19 protein-coding genes are annotated in these 16,379 nt (G+C 55.4%); 8 read left to right on the forward strand and 11 right to left on the reverse strand.

Annotation, left to right across the window (positions count from 1 at the left end; all coding sequences use genetic code 11):
- Position 1: 1 nt before the first annotated feature.
- From purQ to purD, 5 genes are all read right to left on the reverse strand, one after another.
- Positions 2 to 673 (reverse strand): phosphoribosylformylglycinamidine synthase I, encoded by a 672-nt coding sequence (gene purQ, locus E3E28_RS02420; protein WP_167913891.1) that lies wholly within the window; start codon positions 671 to 673, stop codon positions 2 to 4.
- A gap of 1 nt (position 674) precedes the next feature.
- Positions 675 to 917: a phosphoribosylformylglycinamidine synthase subunit PurS gene (purS, locus tag E3E28_RS02425; protein ID WP_167915128.1), complete on the reverse strand. Its 243-nt coding sequence runs from the start codon at positions 915 to 917 to the stop codon at positions 675 to 677.
- A 66-nt stretch (positions 918 to 983) separates the two neighbouring features.
- Positions 984 to 1,490: a TIGR00725 family protein gene (locus E3E28_RS02430; RefSeq protein WP_167913892.1), complete on the reverse strand. Its 507-nt coding sequence runs from the start codon at positions 1,488 to 1,490 to the stop codon at positions 984 to 986.
- Positions 1,490 to 2,632 carry a formate--phosphoribosylaminoimidazolecarboxamide ligase family protein gene (locus E3E28_RS02435; protein WP_167915129.1) on the reverse strand — a complete coding sequence of 381 codons (1,143 nt, stop codon included), beginning with the start codon at positions 2,630 to 2,632 and terminating at the stop codon, positions 1,490 to 1,492. The genes E3E28_RS02430 and E3E28_RS02435 overlap by 1 nt, the downstream gene beginning before the upstream one ends.
- Positions 2,633 to 2,642: 10 nt before the next feature.
- Entirely contained in the window at positions 2,643 to 3,959 is a 1,317-nt protein-coding gene (gene purD, locus E3E28_RS02440) for a phosphoribosylamine--glycine ligase (RefSeq protein WP_167915130.1), read from the reverse strand.
- 82 nt (positions 3,960 to 4,041) lie between these two features.
- Here purD and E3E28_RS02445 point away from each other — a divergent pair, with 82 nt between their 5' ends.
- The 3 genes from E3E28_RS02445 to purE all read left to right on the forward strand — a co-directional run bounded on the left by E3E28_RS02445 (position 4,042) and on the right by purE (position 6,031).
- The gene (locus E3E28_RS02445; RefSeq protein WP_342764465.1) at positions 4,042 to 4,770 is read left to right on the forward strand and encodes a hypothetical protein; all 729 of its coding nucleotides are present in this window, start codon (positions 4,042 to 4,044) and stop codon (positions 4,768 to 4,770) included.
- Entirely contained in the window at positions 4,771 to 5,532 is a 762-nt protein-coding gene (locus E3E28_RS02450; RefSeq protein WP_167913893.1) for a hypothetical protein, read from the forward strand.
- Between the two features lie 67 nt (positions 5,533 to 5,599).
- A complete protein-coding gene (gene purE / locus E3E28_RS02455) occupies positions 5,600 to 6,031 on the forward strand; it encodes a 5-(carboxyamino)imidazole ribonucleotide mutase (protein ID WP_167915132.1) in 432 nt (143 codons plus the stop codon).
- Between the two features lie 282 nt (positions 6,032 to 6,313).
- On the opposite strand, the gene purT is transcribed toward purE, so the two are convergent.
- A complete protein-coding gene (purT, locus tag E3E28_RS02460; protein ID WP_167915133.1) occupies positions 6,314 to 7,603 on the reverse strand; it encodes a phosphoribosylglycinamide formyltransferase 2 in 1,290 nt (429 codons plus the stop codon).
- A 122-nt stretch (positions 7,604 to 7,725) separates the two neighbouring features.
- Here purT and purM point away from each other — a divergent pair, with 122 nt between their 5' ends.
- The 3 genes from purM to E3E28_RS02475 are packed head-to-tail and all read left to right on the forward strand — an operon-like array spanning position 7,726 to position 9,985.
- Positions 7,726 to 8,730 (forward strand): phosphoribosylformylglycinamidine cyclo-ligase, encoded by a 1,005-nt coding sequence (purM, locus tag E3E28_RS02465; protein WP_167915134.1) that lies wholly within the window; start codon positions 7,726 to 7,728, stop codon positions 8,728 to 8,730.
- A gap of 32 nt (positions 8,731 to 8,762) precedes the next feature.
- Entirely contained in the window at positions 8,763 to 9,824 is a 1,062-nt protein-coding gene (locus tag E3E28_RS02470; protein WP_167913894.1) for a DUF835 domain-containing protein, read from the forward strand.
- On the forward strand, positions 9,821 to 9,985 hold the full coding sequence (locus E3E28_RS02475) for a hypothetical protein (RefSeq protein ID WP_167913895.1): 165 nt from the start codon (positions 9,821 to 9,823) through the stop codon (positions 9,983 to 9,985). Before E3E28_RS02470 ends, E3E28_RS02475 begins: the two co-directional genes overlap by 4 nt.
- Here the strand turns inward: E3E28_RS02475 and purC are convergent.
- Entirely contained in the window at positions 9,957 to 10,664 is a 708-nt protein-coding gene (purC, locus tag E3E28_RS02480; protein ID WP_167915135.1) for a phosphoribosylaminoimidazolesuccinocarboxamide synthase, read from the reverse strand. The two genes, E3E28_RS02475 and purC, sit on opposite strands and share 29 nt — an antisense overlap.
- A 154-nt stretch (positions 10,665 to 10,818) precedes the next feature.
- Between purC and purF the strand changes: the two genes are divergently transcribed.
- On the forward strand, positions 10,819 to 12,153 hold the full coding sequence (gene purF, locus E3E28_RS02485; RefSeq protein WP_167915136.1) for an amidophosphoribosyltransferase: 1,335 nt from the start codon (positions 10,819 to 10,821) through the stop codon (positions 12,151 to 12,153).
- Here the strand turns inward: purF and E3E28_RS02490 are convergent.
- Genes E3E28_RS02490 through fdhF form a run of 3 tightly spaced genes read right to left on the reverse strand, consistent with a single transcriptional unit; the run spans position 12,150 to position 14,688 of the window.
- On the reverse strand, positions 12,150 to 12,494 hold the full coding sequence (locus E3E28_RS02490) for a type II toxin-antitoxin system PemK/MazF family toxin (protein WP_206203790.1): 345 nt from the start codon (positions 12,492 to 12,494) through the stop codon (positions 12,150 to 12,152). The two genes, purF and E3E28_RS02490, sit on opposite strands and share 4 nt — an antisense overlap.
- Positions 12,484 to 12,672, reverse strand: coding sequence for an antitoxin family protein (locus E3E28_RS02495; RefSeq protein WP_014123377.1), 189 nt, complete (start codon positions 12,670 to 12,672; stop codon positions 12,484 to 12,486). Before E3E28_RS02495 ends, E3E28_RS02490 begins: the two co-directional genes overlap by 11 nt.
- 24 nt (positions 12,673 to 12,696) lie before the next feature.
- Positions 12,697 to 14,688 carry a formate dehydrogenase subunit alpha gene (gene fdhF, locus E3E28_RS02500; protein WP_167913896.1) on the reverse strand — a complete coding sequence of 664 codons (1,992 nt, stop codon included), beginning with the start codon at positions 14,686 to 14,688 and terminating at the stop codon, positions 12,697 to 12,699.
- Between the two features lie 143 nt (positions 14,689 to 14,831).
- Between fdhF and E3E28_RS02505 the strand changes: the two genes are divergently transcribed.
- Positions 14,832 to 15,812: a CGP-CTERM sorting domain-containing protein gene (locus E3E28_RS02505; RefSeq protein WP_167913897.1), complete on the forward strand. Its 981-nt coding sequence runs from the start codon at positions 14,832 to 14,834 to the stop codon at positions 15,810 to 15,812.
- On the opposite strand, the gene pdxT is transcribed toward E3E28_RS02505, so the two are convergent.
- Positions 15,782 to 16,375 carry a pyridoxal 5'-phosphate synthase glutaminase subunit PdxT gene (gene pdxT / locus E3E28_RS02510; protein WP_167913898.1) on the reverse strand — a complete coding sequence of 198 codons (594 nt, stop codon included), beginning with the start codon at positions 16,373 to 16,375 and terminating at the stop codon, positions 15,782 to 15,784. The genes E3E28_RS02505 and pdxT overlap by 31 nt on opposite strands.
- Positions 16,376 to 16,379 lie beyond the last annotated feature (4 nt).

A 16,379-nucleotide genomic window follows, 5' to 3' on the forward strand; every position in this document is an offset into this window, starting at 1 on the left:
ATCACCTCCTCACCCACTCCACCATGCTCCTGAAGAGCCTCAGGCCGTCCTCACTCCCCAGAAAGCGGTCGCTCGCACGCTCCGGGTGAGGCATCGTTCCGAGAACGTTTCCCTTCTCGTTGGCTATCGCCGCTATGTTCAGAACCGAGCCGTTGGGGTTGGCTTCTTCGCTCACGTTCCCCCTTTCGTCGCTGTACTGGAAGACGATTCTGACCTTTGAGGGGTTGTCAATGTAATAGTTGCCCTCCGCGTGGGCAATCGGCATCCTTATGACCTCTCCCGGCTCGTAGAGGGAAGTGAAAGGAGTTTCTGTGTCGTTTACGCGGAGGTGAACCCACCTGCAGAGGAAGCGCGGAACCCTGTTGGGCCTCAAAGCCCCGGGAAGAAGACCAGCTTCGGTGAGAATTTGAAAGCCGTTGCAGATTCCGAGGACCGGTCGCCCCTCCTCGGCGAACTCCTTCACTTCCTCCATTATCTCCTGCCTTGCCGCTATCGCCCCTGCCCTTAGGTAGTCGGCGTAGCTGAAGCCCCCTGGGAGGACGACGCCGTCGAAGTTCTTGAGGGTCCCTTTATACCAGACGCGCTCCGCCTCGGCTCCGGCCTTTCTTATGGCCCGCTCCGTCTCGAAGTCGCAGTTTGTTCCCGGAAAAACGATGACCGCGAACTTCACCATCTCAGCTCACCGGCTCTATCCTGTACTCCCAGGTGTGGATGAGTGGGTTGGCGAGGAGCTTCCTGCACATCTCCTCGACTTCTTCCTCAGGGTTTTCACTCTCAAGCTCGAACTCGAAGCACTTCGGAACGCGCAGGCCTTCAACGGCGTAGCCGAGGTTTCTGAGGGCCTTCCCTATGACCCTCCCTTCGGGGTCGTTGAGTCCCTCCTTGAGGCGAACGGTAACGGTAACCCTCCACTTCATCTCCACCACCTTGCCAGAAATGTGTAAAAATTGGGAGTTTTTAAGGCTTATTTTGACAGAAAAATGTTAAGAACGTGCGAGCCTCAGCGCCAGCTCAACGGCCTCTCCGGGACTCTCTGTGAAGGCAACCTTCGCCCGTTTCCTGTGGTCAAAGAAGCCGTCCTTCGCGAGGGCCTTAAGCTCGTCGCTCCTGTAACCTGTCCCCGTGAGAACGACCACGGGAATCCCGAGGTTGTAAGCCATAAGAGCCTCGACCATCGTTCCCGAGCCACCACCAAGAACAACGAGGACGTCGGCCGAGGTAACGAGGACGACGCTTCTGCCCACCGGATTGAAGCCCGTCTTTATCCTTACCGAGCTGTACGGGTTCCCCTCCTCGTCCCCCGGAAGGACTCCGACGACGGTTCCACCGCGCCTCCTGAACTCCTCGGAGACGACTTCCATTATTCCACCCTTTCCGCCCGTTAAAAGGACGACGTCGAGGGGAAGGGCTCTGGCGAAGGCCCTCGCCTTCCTCTCGGCCTCTGGGATGAGCTCCAAGTCGCCGGAACCGGCAACGGCTATCTGGACCATCAGGTTACCACCTTCTCAAGCTCGTCGAGCTCGATTGCGCGCTTTATCTCGAGGGCGACCCTCCGTCCGGTGCTCATGGGCTTCCTCCAGAGGGCGTTGCCGTAGGGGTGCCCCATCGCCATGTGGATGTTAGTTCCACCGCCGGTTCTCGGGGCGACGTCGTAGATGTAGAAGTTGAGGTCTTTGTCCACCGCCGTCTGGAGCGTGAACGGCCCGATTATTCCAGGCTCGTAATACTTCTGCGTCGCCTTAACGTACTTCTCGGCCATGTCGAAGACCTTCTCCAAAAGCGACTCGCGGAGGGTTGAGGACGCGTGGCCCGTTACGGTGTATTCCGGCTCGAACTGCCACTCAGGAAGGGTCAACTGCTGGGGAGCGGGAAGCCTTACGTGGCCGTCAAGGCTCGTTTCGAAGCGCCAATCTATTCCCAGAAGCTCAATCTCCCCGTCAATCGGGGAGTAGAAGAAGTCGAAGTTGAACACAGGCCCGATGATGTAGCGCTCAATTCTGGCCCTCGCGAGGTCCTCCTCGGTAATTACGCCGAGCTTTTTCAGCCTCTCAGCCTTCTCGCGGAACTCTTTATAGCTCGCGGCCGTGAAGAATCCACGCTCGAGCCTCTTCTTGGCGTGCGGGAGCTTGACTATGACGAGGCCAACCTCGTCAATCTCCTCAGGCTTGACGGGCTCCGGATAGGGAAGTCCAGCCTTCTCAAGGAGCCAGTAGTAGCTCTTCTCCTCGCTCCTCTCCTCGCTCCTCAGCAGGTTCCTGCTCCCGAAGAGCGGAACCCTGAACTCGTTCTCAACCCTGCCTATGCCGGTGTAGACCACGAAGGAGCGGTTGGGGACGAAGATAACGTTCCTCCTAACGAGCTCGTCCTGAACGTCTATTATCCCGGCAAACTTTTCAAGGACGATGACCTCGTCGATGAAGCCCTTGGTCAGGCCGTCCTTGGTCCTCCTCAGCTTGAAGTATTCGGCGTAAGTCCTGTGCCTGCCCCTCTGCGCCACGACCAGAACGGGCAAACCTTCCTCCTTAGCACCGTCGGCTATGTCCAGGGCGGAGTGGCTCCCGAGAACGCCGACTGTTATCTTCTCGGGGTCGTACCTCTCGAGGATTTCCAGAATCTCGTCCCGGCTTATCATCCCCATCACCTCAGCAGGGATTCGGCTCAAAGTCCCTTCCAAGCTTCCGCATCAGCTCAATCCTCCTCTCAACACTCTCCCGGGTTCCAACGTCGCGCCTGTAGAACAGCTCACCCCTTATGTGGGGAACCGCGCTCTCCGCTATCCTCTCTGCTTCTTCAAGGCTATCGGCGATTCCAACGACCGCTATGGCCCTCGAGCCGAGTAGCGTGAAGTTCTCATCAATTGAGGCATAGTAGAGCGTCGCACCGGCCTTCGCAACTGTCTCCTCGTCGACCTCCACCTTAACGCCCCTGACTGGGTTCGTTGGATAACCCTTCGGCGCGAGGTACTTGACGACCGTCGCTTTGCCCTCGAACTCCGCCCTCCGGAGGTTGCCGTCGACTATTCCCTCGGCTATTTCGAGGAGGCTCGTCCTGAGGAGCGGGAGGACGTTTATCGCCTCGGGGTCGCCGAAGCGGGCGTTGTACTCTATGAGAACAGGCCCGTTCTTGCTGAGCATGAACTGGCCGTAGAGGATTCCCTTGTAGGGCGCTCCCTCCTTCCTCATGGCCTCGACGGTGGCTTTAAGCGTTTCAAGGGCCTTCTCGTAGTCCTCACGCGTCACAAAGGGAAGCAGGCCGTTGGAACAGGAGTAGCTCCCCATTCCGCCGGTTATCGGGCCTTCATCGTTCTCGTAGGCGTGGGGGTAGTCCTGGACGAGTGGCATCGGGATAACGTGCTTCCCGTCGCTGAAGACCTGCAACGTGAACTCGACGCCGTCTGTCCTCTCCTCGATGAGAACCCTTCCGTCGCGCCTGATTAGCTCCCCAGCGTAGGCTTTGGCTTCCTCGTTGTCCCGCAGCTGGTAGCCGACGACCTTAACACCCTTCCCACCGGTCAGGCCGATGGGCTTAACAACGACGGGCCTTCCAAAGTCGTCAACCCACGAGCGCATCTCCGAAACGTCGGTAAAAACGCGGAAGACCTTTCTTCCGGGGATTTCGTTGCGCTCCATGAAGGCCCTCGCGAAGGCCTTGTCGGTTTCGAGTTTAGAGGCTTCTTTGCTCGGTCCGACTGCAGGGATGCCATTTTCCTCAAGGGTATCAACGATGCCCTTCTCAAGCGGTGCCTCTGGGCCGATGAACGCCAGCTCAACGTCGAACTTTTTGGCGTACTCGAGGACCTTTTCGATGTCCGTCTCCTTTGCCAGACCGTAGCCCTTCGCTAGCCTCGCGAGGCCGGGATTTCTGTGCTTCGAGACGACGTAGAGCTCGGCACCACCCCTTACGAGGGTCTCACCAATCGCGTGCTCCCTTCCACCTCCACCAACGAGCAGAACCCTCATTAGCTTCACCATTTATCTGTCAAAAATTTGGATTTTTAAGGTTTGTTTCTACGAATTTATGTCAACAATTAAACGACCATGTGTGGACATTGTAGTTGACTGGAAAGGCATTTATAATCCAAAGGTGTATACTCATCTGGGGGTTACCATGCGCAGTATCGACAGGGTACTTCAGATGCTCCCTACCGGGGGCGTACTATCTCTGATTCAGGTAGAATTAGAATCAAACGGGGAGCTATTCTCACTTCTAACCCTCAAAAACCTCCTTGAAAGGGGAGAAACCGTGTTCCTTTTCCTGTACGAACCGTTCAGGGTGTTCGAGAACAACGCCATGAACGTGGGACTCAACGTTAGAGAACACCTCGGGAAAAACCTCCACATTTTTGACGCCTTTGGGAGCGTGTATCACCTGCCAAGGAGCGAAAAAGGAATCCACCAGCTGTCAGGCTATCTCGACGACTCCGTATTCATCATAAAGCTAAGGGAGTGGGCCGTGAGAACCCTTGAGTCCAGGGAATGGCGGAACCTCTGGATTTTCACGTACACTTCAACGGGGGTCTGCAAACTGTTCAGGAGGCCCTACCTCGTTTACAGGATGATTTGGGCTATGCGGGAGTTACTCCTCGAAAGCACGGACACGAGAGGAACTGTGCTAACCCTCTCAGAACCAGAGTGCCCCGAGATAAGCGACCTCGCGTACGTCACTTCGGACGTGGTTATCGAAACGCACGTCCTCAACGGCAGAAGGGTTGGCATCGTGACAAAGGGGCCAAGCGAGGGGACTCTACTTGAGCTCTTTGGGGGTGAGTGAATGCCATCCTGGGAAATCCCGGCACTCGACGAAGCACTGGGGGGCCTAAGGGAACACTCCTTCGTCCTGGTTCATGAAGCAGACCCCCGGGCACGGGGCAAGGAAATTCTCTTCCACATCCTTAGGGAAAAACTCAAGCAAGGTCATCTCGTCGGGTATTTCAACATATCCTACCCAATCCACGTCCTTATGAAGGCATTTGACGTATCGGGCATCGATGCCAGGAAGTACCTTGATAAGGGAAACCTCGCAATAATAGACACCTTCGGAAGCTTTTATGATATAGCGAGCAATATAAAGGGGATATGGTACCTAAAGGGTTCCCTCTCCGCCGACGTTCTTCCCGCAAAATACGTGGAGGTCGTGGAGGCACACAAGAAGAGATGGGCAGAGCAGGGCATGTTCGAGGGTAGGGAACTCTACGGCTTCACGATGGACGTCTCGGACTACATCGACATGCTCGGAGGGGAGTTAGAAACCTTGAGGTACCTTGAGATTTCAGCGGAGCTCCGGGTCAACGCGCGGGCATACAGGGATTATCCCAAGGGCACCAACTTCTGGCTTTGGGGACGGAAGGGGAGCCCGGCGGTGATGGCATCCGTGTACAGGCGGGCATCGTACGTTCTGCGTGTGAAGAGTGAGTTCAATGACGGCAACGTTGTGAGGTATCTCGAGGTTCTCAAGGCACCGGAGATGGGGAACGAAGTGATTAGATTCAGGTACCACTTCGACGATAGAGTTCCAGTCCTCGAAAGGATTTAACAAGATTTTTGAAATTTTGAAGGAAAATTTTTAAAGTTTTGACTTTTCTTTGTTAAGGGTGGTGGTCATGAAGGTTCTGGTTGTAATGGGTAGCAAAAGCGACGAACACGTAGCGGAGAAAGTTAGGGCAGTTCTGGACGAGTTTGGAATTGAATACGATGTAGAGGTCGCATCTGCCCACAGAAACCCCAAGAAGGTTGAGGAGCTGGCAAAGAAGGACTACGACGTCTTCATAGCAATAGCTGGCCTCAGCGCGGCGTTGCCTGGAGTTATAGCGTCCCACACGGTTAAGCCCGTGATTGGTGTCCCAGTGTCAGCGAAGCTCGGAGGAATTGATGCCCTCCTTAGCATAGCCCAGCTCCCACCGGGTGTTCCAGTTGCAACGGTCGGAATAGACAACGGCAAAAACGCGGCTTTGCTCGCGGTGGAAATCCTCGCCCTCAAGGACGGGAACCTTAGAACTAAGCTGGAAGAATACAGAGATAAAATGAGAGGCTGATTCCATCGCCTTTTTCTGATTTCACGAACGGTCCTGATTCAAACGGGGGGATGAAGGGGAACCCCCGATTCTTAATTTCATCCCTTCTTTTATTCGAGCCGTCTGCTCGATTACAACTCACTTATTTTCAACCCTCAGACCTGATTTCACCCCAAGGGCTTACGACATATAGATGGTCGTAAGGTATTTTAAATTTTTCGGATTTTATCCAACCAATTGGAACAACTACGTACATGTGTCCAATGAACAGAATTTAACACGATAAACAAATAGAAACAGGGGTTAAAGTAGGTGCTTTCTTCTCTCGTAATCCTGTCCGTGCCACTCAGAGGAGCGCGTTCTGAGTTCTATGGAGTGGGCAACCATCTCGGCCTTCCTCTTGGCCTCCTCAACGTTCTTGTCCCAGGCTATAGCCACTCCAAGCCTCCTTCCCGGATAGGCCTCGGGCTTGCCGAAGAGCCTTACCGTCGCGTTCGGGACGCTTAGGGCCTTAGCTAACCCGCGGAACCTTGGCGAGTAGCCAGAGACGTTGGCCTTGATGACGTGAGTGGCAGCGGGAGTCAGGAGCGGGAACAGACGATAACCGTCGACCCACTCGCCCGGAATCGGAAGGCCAAGGACGGCCCTCAGGTGAAGCCCGAACTCGGAGAAGCCGGTCGGGTGGGAAGCCAGAGTTACCATTCCGGTGTCGTGGGGCCTCGGCGAGACCTCGTTGGCCCAGACCTTATCGCCCTTCACGAACATCTCGACGCCAAACAGTCCGAGACCGCCGAGGACGTCGGTGATGCGCTTCGCTATCCTGTAAACCTCGCGCTCCGCCTTCTCCGAGATTTCAGCCGGTTGCCAGCTGGAGTGGTAGTCGCCGTCAATCTGGTAGTGGCCGACGGGCTTCGGGAAGGTGGTAACTATCTCCCCGTTCTCGTCGTAGTGCCTCACCGCGAGCTCGGTAATCTCTACGTCGAAGTCTATGTGCTCCTCAACGATTATCTTGTCGGCGCTACCGCGGGCTTTATTTTTAGCGACTTCCCAGGCCTTGGGTATGTCCTCGGGACCTCTAACGAAGTAGGAGCCCTTGCCCGAGGAGCTCATTATCGCCTTGGTGTGGCAGGGGTAGCCTATCTTTTCGCAGGCCTCGTAGAGTTCGTCGAGAGTAGTCGCGTAGGCGTAGCGTGAAGTTGGAACCTTAGCTTCCTTTGCGAGCGTTTCCCTCGTCCTCTCGCGGTGCATGGCAATCCAGGTCGCTCTCGCGTTAGGAACCACGAAGTAGCCGTCCTTCTCAAGCTCGAAGAGGGCATCGAGGTTTATGGCCTCTATCTCGGGGATTATAGCGTCTGGCTTTTCCCTCTCTACGACCGAGAAGAGGAAGTCCGCGTTCCTCATGTCGCCCACGTAGGAGCGGTGGGCGACCTGCATGGCCGGAGCGCTTGCGTAGCGGTCAACGGCTACAACCTCCACACCGAGCCTCTGAGCCTCAATCGCTATCTCCTTTCCGAGCTCTCCACTCCCGAGGAGGAGTATCTTCTGAGCGGAGTCCGTCATGGCAGTTCCAAGTTCATCGCGGGGCTTAATCACAGCCACCACCCCTGGGCAGGTTTTGACGTTTTAATGTTAAAAATTCCAGATATTTAAGCATTTTTTGGCAAGAAAATGGCAAACTTTTTAAGCCCCCTACGGAACTCCCACCGGTGGTGCTCATGCTGACCTACGCCCAGGCCGGAGTTGACGACGAAAAAACTGCCAGGGCTTTGAGAAGCATAATAAACCTCGCGAGGGAGACGTTCAGGTTCAGGAGGGGAAAGCCGGGGAAGCCCGCGGAAAACCTCGGCCACTACTCCGCTCTGCTCGACTTTGGGAGCTTTTACCTCGCCATGACGACAGACGGGGTTGGAACAAAGGTTCTCGTCGCGGAAGCGGTTGGAAAGTTCGACACGATAGGGATAGACATGATAGCGATGAACGTGAACGACCTGCTCTGCGTTGGGGCTAAGCCGGTCGCGTTAGTTGACTACCTCGCCGTCCGCGAGCCGGACGAGAGGGTCTTTGGGGAGATAGCGAAGGGCCTCTACGCTGGAGCGGAGCAGGCTGGAATAGCGATAGTCGGCGGGGAAACTGCCGTGATGCCCGACCTGATAAACGGCTTCGATTTGGCCGGAACTGCCATCGGAATCGTCGAGAAGGGGAAGGTAATCACGGGAGAAAAGATAAAGCCCGGGGATGCCGTAATAGGAATTTCAAGCTCGGGAATCCACTCAAACGGCATGACCCTCGCGAGGAAGCTCCTCATTCCGAAGTATGGTCTCGACTACGAGTACGAGGGCAGAAAGCTATGGGAGTGGCTTTTGGAACCAACGAGAATTTACGTGGGGGCGGTTCTTGAGCTTATAGAGGGCGTTGAGGTTCACGGCCTGGCCCACATAACCGGCGGTGGGCTGGCGAACCTCAAGCGCCTCACAGATTACGGTTTCTCCATCGAGATGCCCTCGATTGAGGGAATATTCAAGCTAATCCATGAGAACGGCGTTCCGTTGGAGGAGATGTTCCGGGTCTTCAACATGGGTGTCGGCTTCGTCGCGATTGTCCCTCCGGAGGAAAAGGAGGATGCCCTGGAAATCCTCAACAAGCATTACGAGAGCTTCGAGCTCGGAGTTGTTACGGAGGAGCGGGGAATACACGTTGTGAATTTTGGCGTAAGGCTTTAATTGGGAGCGACATAGAGGGACGCGGTGGTCGAATGAACCTCCTCATGAGCCAGCTGTTCAGTTTTTCACTGAAGGTAACGGCAGGGTTAGCCCTCCTGGTTAGCTGGAGGAGGTACAGAAGAAATTCACTCCTGTTCTGGTCGTTCTTCTTCCTGAGTTCATCTCTCTCAATAGTTTCGGAGCTCACCGGGTTCAACTTCGGCGTTCCTCTCTTTCAGGCCCTTGGGGTATCTTTCTTGGCCGGCGGTGTGGTGTCCCTCCTCGATGAAGAGGCTGTTGGTTTTCCGATACACTCACTACGGATAGCCGCGCTGACGTTGCCATCCCTGGTCTCCGCGTACATAGTTCTCTACGCCAAGATAGCCCCAAACCCAAAGCCAATATACCTCTCCTACGGTGTCGCGGGAATTTTCTACGCCTTCGCCGGTGTAGTTCTTTGGGGAGTTCGGAGGTTTTATCCCCGGTCTGGAACGTTCTTAAGCGCGGTCATCACGATACACGGGCTTCATAAGATGGACTACCCGTTTCTCCGGCCCGTTGAGTGGTTCGCGCCCATAGGATTCACCCTCGGTGCTGTTTTAAACGCCCTGGAGGTCATCGCCTTCATCCATATAGTACTCTCTGAAAGGTTCAGAAACATCGAAAGCGCTACGAGTCCCGAAATCCTGAAAAAGGGCGTCTACATTCTACCCCCCGAAAGGTTCAAGTCATACACGGAGGCCCTCTCTGACTTCCCGGTTCTGGCCTTCGCAAGGAGGAGCGACTTCCCGGAGAGGTGGGAGGTTCACCTGCTTACAACAGTCGAGGGGCCGGGCAACATAGGGCCGACGCAACTCCACAGAATAATCGAGAGAACCCGCTCATACCTGGCCGAGGCCCACAGAGAGAACGTGACCGGAGTCGTCGTTATAGAGGGGTTGGAGTACCTGATGATGTACAACGACTTCCGCTCGGTGCTGAAGTTCCTTGCAACGCTCGCGGATTACATTGCGCTCTACAGCGGAATGCTCCTCCTAACCCTCGACGAGAAGAGTCTCGAAGAGAGACAGCTAAAAACCCTCAGGCAGGTTCTCAACGTCGGTGATGGCAAATGATGCTAACAGTAAGAAGGAAAGCCTTTCTGGAGGAACTCCCGGCTGTCGTTGAGGAGGTCGTTAAAACCTACGGAACCCGGTTGAGGAAGGTAGAAATAAAGGAAGACGAGAAAGGTTGCTACACGGTGTTAATCACCTACGATTCGGAGTTTCGCCCGTGAGCCTTTCATAGAGCTTCTCATAGGCTGAAATCAGGTCGCCTCGGTCAAAGCGGAAGACGTCCTTGTCGAGGCTCTCCCTCGTTTCGGCGTCCCAGAAGCGGCAGGTGTCGGGGCTAATCTCGTCCCCAAGGACTATCTCGCCCCTCTCGTTCTTTCCGAACTCGAGCTTGAAGTCCACGAGAATTATCCCGCGCTCGGCGAAGTACTTCCTGAGAACCTCGTTCACCTTGAGGGCAATTCTCTCCATCTCCCGAACCTCGTCCTTCCCTATGCCCAGAACCTTGGCGTGGTAGCGGTTAATCATCGGGTCGCCGAGGCTGTCGTCCTTGTAGTAGAGCTCAACTATCGGCTCTGGAAGTTCGGTTCCTTCCTTGAGAGGGAGGCGCTTCTTCAAACTTCCTGCAACGACGTTTCTGACGACAACCTCAAGGGGGTACATCTTGAGCCTCTCAACGATGAGCCTGTTGTCGCCGGCAACGCCTATGAAGTGGGTCTTGATTCCGTTCTCCTCAAGAACCTTGAAGAGGAGGGCGCTAATCTGGGCGTTGAGCCAGCCCTTGCCCCGGAACTGGGCCCTCTTTTTGCCGTCGAAGGCTGTTGCATCGTCCTTGAACTCCATTATCACCTTTCCATCGTCAAGCGGGATTATCTTCTTGGCCTTGCCCTCGTAAACCTCCATTGGAATCACCATTTTTGTGTAAAACTTGCTCGTTTTTAAGGGTTGTTTTGCCTTATTATTGTCAAAAACTGGGCAAAGTTTTTAAACACAAGGATTTAAACCAGGCCAGAGTACTTGAAGGCCATTAACTTTTCAATGGCAACCGGTGGTGGGGATGCGGGAGAAGTGCGGAATCTTCGCAACGCTCTCAGAGAACTCAGCAAAGAAGGCCTACTACGCCCTTTTAGCTTTACAGCATCGCGGGCAGGAGAGCGCGGGAATAAGCGTCTGGCGGGGCAGGATAAGAACGGTTTCCGGTCTCGGTCTCGTCACCGACGTTTTCAGGGGAAAAGAACTTGCAAAGCTCCGCTCGAACCTCGCCATAGCCCACGTCCGCTACTCGACGTCAGGCTCGCTCAACGAGACCCAGCCCCTTGAGACGGAGTGCTGTGGAATGAGAATCGCGGTGGCGCACAACGGGACGCTCACCAACTTCAGACCCCTTCGCGAGAGGTATGAAGGGCTCGGCGTCAGGTTCCGCCATTCGGTTGACTCCGAACTGCTCGGAATTTCCTTCCTCTGGCATCTTCGCGAGACGGAAGACGAGTTCGAGGCAATGAAGGCCGTCTTTAATGAGGTAAAAGGTGCATACTCCGTTGCCTTTCTCTTCGATGGCAAAATCCTCGTGGCAAGGGACCCCGTTGGTTTCAGGCCCCTGAGCTACGGAACAGGAGATGGCCACTACTTCGCGAGCGAGGATTCGGCGTTGAAGCTCTTCGTGGAGGAAACGAGGGACGTGAAGCCGGGGGAGGTCTTCCTTCTCTCGGAAAACGGCGTTGAGAGCAGGGTTCTCGCGAGAGAAAGTCACCACCACTGCGTTTTCGAGTACATCTACTTCGCGAGGCCGGACAGCGTTCTGGACGGGACGAGCGTTTACGGTGCGAGGGTCAGGATGGGCCGGGAGCTGGCTCGCGAGAGTCCGGCTGAGGGAGACATCGTCATAGCGGTTCCCGACTCCGGAAGGGCTTCCGCCTTAGGTTTCTCGCAGGAGAGCGGGATTCCCTATGCGGAGGGGCTGATAAAGAACCGCTACATCGGAAGGACCTTCATAACCCCGGGCCAGTTCAACAGAGAGCTGAAGGTTAAGCTCAAGCTCTCGCCTGTTAGAGAAGTTATAGCCGGAAAGAGTGTCGTTCTGGTGGACGATTCTATAGTCAGGGGCACGACGATGAAGAGAATCGTCGCAATGCTCAGGAAGGCCGGCGCGAGGGAGGTCCATGTCAGAATAGCCTCACCTCCGATAAGGTACCCCTGCTACATGGGTGTCGACATTCCCACAAGGCACGAGCTCATAGCGGCCTTCGGGGGAGTTGAAAAGGTGAGGGAAGCGATAGGGGCCGACAGCCTGGCTTACCTCAGCGTTGAGGGCCTGAAGAGGGCCGTCGGCAGGGAAGACCTCTGCACGGCCTGTCTAACCGGCGAGTATCCCGAGTGGGCGTTCAGGTTTTAATCGATGTCAAAGGTTCGCTTGAGGGTGCTTTTAACCTCTTGGAGCTTTTCGGGTGTTAGTTTGGCTATTCTTTTGATTACAAGGGACTTCTCAACCGTAAAAACTGAGGAGCAATCGATGTAACTCTTCTTTTTCAGCTTCCCTTCAAGCAGGTCCTCTTGAGTCAGCTCGACCTGAAACTCCCTGAAGTGGGTTTTGCTTGTTATCTTGAGAACTATTAAGTCATCTCCAAGGGAGTTAAGCTCGTTGGAACTGACTACCAGAACGGGTCGAAGCTTGCTCCCGATGTAGTTTGTAAAGGGGAGTTCAAGGAGAACAACGTCTCCCTGCTCAAATTTCAAAGAGCTCCTCAGCGTCTTCTCCCTCCTGAAGGAGCTTTAGATAACCGAGTTCCTTGAGTTCGTCCTTCGTTTCTATCCCCTCAATCCTTATCCTCAGCTTGGCGCCGGGGGGCAGGTTCAGCTTTTCGAGGGGCACGATAACGTCGCCCCTGTAAACCGCAACTATCACCTTGGACATGATTGAAAATTGGGAAAGGAACTTTTAAGGGTTAGGCTTAACCCTCTTAACCCGACACGCCGAGAACTTGAACGCCGGAGTTCCGGCCTTGTTGAGTGCTGGACTCGTGAGCCTGTTCGCCTTGAAGTGGAAGGGAACCACGACGAGGCCCTCCTGAACATTTCCGACCTTCGCGCGCATCCTTATCCTCCCGCGCCGGGTTTCAATCTCCACCCAATCGTTATCGCGGATTCCGAGCCTTTCCGCGTCGCGCTTACTCATCAACGCCCTCGGCTCGCCCATGAGCTTCACGAGCGAGGGACTCCTCCGCGTCATCTCACCGGTGTTGTAGTGGCTTATCAAGCGAATGGTCGTTAGAACCATCGGGAACTCCCCGTTCGGCTCCTCCCAGGGTGAGATTCTCTCGACGGCCATGAAGCGGGCCTTTCCGTCGGGCGTTGCGAACTCCCAGGTGTGAAGCCTCTTCCTCGGCAGAAAGATTCCATCGCCGTTCTTGAGTTCCTCAACGTCCCTCTCCTCAAGCTCCGGGAAAAGGCGGAAGTACTCTGCCGTTATCTCCTCAACCCCAGCATAGTTGAAGCCCGGAAGCCCGAGCGCCCGGCCGAGCATCGCCAGAATCTCCCAGTCAGGCTTTGAGTCGGCGTAGGGCTCGCAGACCTTGTGGCTCCACTGGATTCTCCGCTCGCTGTTCATGTAACTGCCGGCCTTTTCGCAGAAGGCCGATGCCGGAAGGATGTAGTGGGCGTAGCGCGCCGTTCTCGTCATGAAGATGTCCTGAACCACGAGTAGGTCGAGCTTTCTGAGGGCTTTTCTTACGTGGTCAAAGTTCGCCTCGCTCACAGCCGGATTCTCGCCGACGATGTAGAGGGCCTTCACGTCGCCCTCTTCTATTGCCTCCCACAGCTCGGTGAGGTAGAGTCCCCTGTCCGTCGGTATGTCCTCGACTCCCCACACGTCGGCAACGCGCTTCCGGAAGCGCTCGTCGGTCAGCGGGACGTAGCCCGGCAGGAACTCGCTCAGCGCGCCCATGTAAGCGGCTCCCTGGACGTTGTTCTGCCCGCGCATCGGATAGAAGCCACCGCGCTCGCCGATGTAGCCGAGGAGCAGTGCGAGGTTTATCACGGCCAGAACGTTCTCAACGCCAGAGACGTGCTGGGTTAGGCCCATCCCCCACATTATCGCCCCGCTTCCGGCCAGTGCGAAGGCCCTCGCAACTTCCCTTATCGTCTCCGCGGGAACTCCAGTCACGCCCTCCGCGTACTCTGGGGTGTACTTCGTAACCCCCATCCTGACCTCTGAGAACCCGCTCGTCCTCATCCTGATGAACTCCTCGTTGTAGAGGCCCTCCTTGATTATAACGTGGGCAATCGCGTTGGCCAGAACTATGTCCGTCCCAGGCTTTATGACGAGCCTGTAATCCGCAAAGGCCATCGTCCGCGTTTCCCTGACGTCCACGACGATTACCTTGGCCCCTCTCCTCTTGGCCTTCAGGATGTAGTCCATGACGACGGGGTGCGTTTCAGCGGGATTGTAGCCCCATATCAGGACGGCGTTGAAGCGCTCGATGTCCTCGTAGGGGTTCGTCTGCGCCCCGGTTCCAACGGTCAGCTTGAGCGCGTGAACGCTCGCCTCGTGGCACAGCCTCGCGCAGTTGTCTATGTTGTTCGTGCCGAAGAGGCGGGCAATCTTCTGGAGGAGGTAGTTCTCCTCGTTGCTCACCTTCGAGGACGAGAGGAACGCCACCGCGTCGGGGCCGTAAAGCTCCCTTATCTCGAGCAGTCTGTTGGCTATCTCCTCTATCGCGACCCCCCAGCTGATTGGGACCATCGCCGAACCGGCCCTCTTGAGGGGCCTCTTCAGCCTTCCGGGGGAGCGGACGAACTCGAGCGAGTAGAGACCCTTGGGGCAGAGCTTTCCCCTGTTCGGCTCGCCGGGGTAGGGCTTGACCCTCATGCTCTTCTCGTCAACAAGGAGCCTGCACCCAAAACCGCAGAAGGGGCACACGACCGTCTTCACGCTACCACCTTTTGGCAAGAAAAAGCTAAAATTAAAAAATTTTGCGCATAATTTTTGAAATGACTTTGTCAATAATTAGAGGGTGCAAGTTTTAATTTAGGTGTCAACTACCCTCTCCACGAGACCTGTGGGGGCGCAACCAAATGACAGCGAGAACGATGATATTCCTTTTGCTGTTATCCCTTCTGTTCGTTCCATATTCCTCAGCTAACCTCGTCGTGATTCCTGGAAAGGACGATGCCTTCGTCGTGCACTGGTGGGCCGGCGAAAACGGGGAACTCGGAATGGACTTTTACCACTTCATCAACGGAACAATTCAGCCCTTTTACCGCACCTGCCTCCTCTGCAACGGCAACGAAGTTATAAACGACTGGGCCCGGCTCATTCCGAACGGGAGTTCGTGGATATTCCTGCGGAGCTTCTACGTTCCAAAAAACGATACGCGGGTTGTTGAAGCCTACCGCGTTCAGGGAAAGGACTGCACCCTCATCGGGAGGGTTTCCTTGGTTCTGCCCCCAGAAACGGAGCCAAGGATTGTGGTTTACTATCAGAGGAAGGCCTTTGGGGTGTATTTTGAAAACGGGAGCGAAATCATCTCGAGGAAATTCCTGATTCGAAATTCTCTTACACCGGTTAACTTCTCCGGTTTTCCGGAGGGGACGCCTGTTTACTACGCGATGGAAAAGGGCGTCCCCTTGGGTGGATTCTACGTCAGCGGGAACGGCTATGCATACAACGGGAGTAAGGTTGTTCTCGTTCCGTTGAACGTCGTCAGGGAAATCGTATCGTCTCTAAAGGCTAAAGAGGACATCAGAGGTTTCGCATCAGCCATTCTGAAGGACGGGGTTATCATGTACTATCCTTACAACTATCATGTCAACGGTTCCCCCATGAGGGATGACGAACTCAGCCTCTTCTACTATCCAACCAACGGCGGGAAGCTCACGGTTTTCAAGCTTGAAAAGTTTCAGAACAGCTCGGGCTTTGCCCCGGGAATCGTTTGCTCAGAGAAGCCGGAAGAGAAAAGGCCGGAAAAGGGAAACTCCGGGATATGTGGTCCTGCGAGCTTAGTGGTGCTGACCCTGATACCGGCTTACAGGGCCTTCCGCAGGAAGTACTCGTGAACCCGCGTGTCGTCCGTCAGCTCGGGGTGGAACTCGAGGCCGATTAGGTTGTCCTGCTCGACGCCAACAACCCTGTCGCCGAGCCACGCGATGGGCTTCACCTTGTCGCTTAGGAGCTCCACTATCCTCGGGGCGCGTATGAAAACTCCCGGAAACGGCTCGTCGCTGAAGGCAAGCTTTATCGGCGCCTCGAAGCTGTCCACCTGCCTGCCGTAGGCGTTTCTGTTCACCTTAACGTCGAGGAGCTCAAGGAACCTCTGCTCCGGCGTTGCCCCGATGACGTCTTTGGAGAGCATTATCAAACCGGCGCACGTTCCCATTATAGGCAGACCTTCTTCGCCGAGCTTTTTAACGGGCTCAATAAGCCCGGTCTTGACCATGAGCCTCGATATCGTCGTGCTCTCCCCACCGGGGATTATGATTGCCGAGATTCCCTCGAGCTGTTCCGGCTTCCTGAGCCAGATTACCTCGCCGGAGACGCCGAGGTTCTCAAGGGCTCTTTTGCTCGCCTCGATGTGCTCGCTGACGTCTCCCTGAAGGCCTATAACGCCTACCTTGACCATTTCA

Origin of the sequence: Thermococcus sp. 21S9 (genome assembly GCF_012027635.1) — an archaeon.
Taxonomy (GTDB): domain Archaea; phylum Methanobacteriota_B; class Thermococci; order Thermococcales; family Thermococcaceae; genus Thermococcus.

What these genes read in the sequence shown, in the direction of transcription:
- purQ (WP_167913891.1), bottom strand. Translation starts at nt 673, where the DNA reads ATGGTGAAGTTCGCGGTCATCGTTTTTCCGGGAACAAACTGCGACTTC.
- purS (WP_167915128.1), bottom strand. Translation starts at nt 917, where the DNA reads ATGAAGTGGAGGGTTACCGTTACCGTTCGCCTCAAGGAGGGACTCAAC.
- E3E28_RS02430 (WP_167913892.1), bottom strand. Translation starts at nt 1,490, where the DNA reads ATGGTCCAGATAGCCGTTGCCGGTTCCGGCGACTTGGAGCTCATCCCA.
- E3E28_RS02435 (WP_167915129.1), bottom strand. Translation starts at nt 2,632, where the DNA reads ATGATAAGCCGGGACGAGATTCTGGAAATCCTCGAGAGGTACGACCCC.
- purD (WP_167915130.1), bottom strand. Translation starts at nt 3,959, where the DNA reads ATGAGGGTTCTGCTCGTTGGTGGAGGTGGAAGGGAGCACGCGATTGGT.
- E3E28_RS02450 (WP_167913893.1), top strand. Translation starts at nt 4,771, where the DNA reads ATGCCATCCTGGGAAATCCCGGCACTCGACGAAGCACTGGGGGGCCTA.
- purE (WP_167915132.1), top strand. Translation starts at nt 5,600, where the DNA reads ATGAAGGTTCTGGTTGTAATGGGTAGCAAAAGCGACGAACACGTAGCG.
- purM (WP_167915134.1), top strand. Translation starts at nt 7,726, where the DNA reads ATGCTGACCTACGCCCAGGCCGGAGTTGACGACGAAAAAACTGCCAGG.
- E3E28_RS02470 (WP_167913894.1), top strand. Translation starts at nt 8,763, where the DNA reads ATGAACCTCCTCATGAGCCAGCTGTTCAGTTTTTCACTGAAGGTAACG.
- E3E28_RS02475 (WP_167913895.1), top strand. Translation starts at nt 9,821, where the DNA reads ATGATGCTAACAGTAAGAAGGAAAGCCTTTCTGGAGGAACTCCCGGCT.
- purC (WP_167915135.1), bottom strand. Translation starts at nt 10,664, where the DNA reads ATGGAGGTTTACGAGGGCAAGGCCAAGAAGATAATCCCGCTTGACGAT.
- purF (WP_167915136.1), top strand. Translation starts at nt 10,819, where the DNA reads ATGCGGGAGAAGTGCGGAATCTTCGCAACGCTCTCAGAGAACTCAGCA.
- E3E28_RS02495 (WP_014123377.1), bottom strand. Translation starts at nt 12,672, where the DNA reads ATGTCCAAGGTGATAGTTGCGGTTTACAGGGGCGACGTTATCGTGCCC.
- E3E28_RS02505 (WP_167913897.1), top strand. Translation starts at nt 14,832, where the DNA reads ATGACAGCGAGAACGATGATATTCCTTTTGCTGTTATCCCTTCTGTTC.
- pdxT (WP_167913898.1), bottom strand. Translation starts at nt 16,375, where the DNA reads ATGGTCAAGGTAGGCGTTATAGGCCTTCAGGGAGACGTCAGCGAGCAC.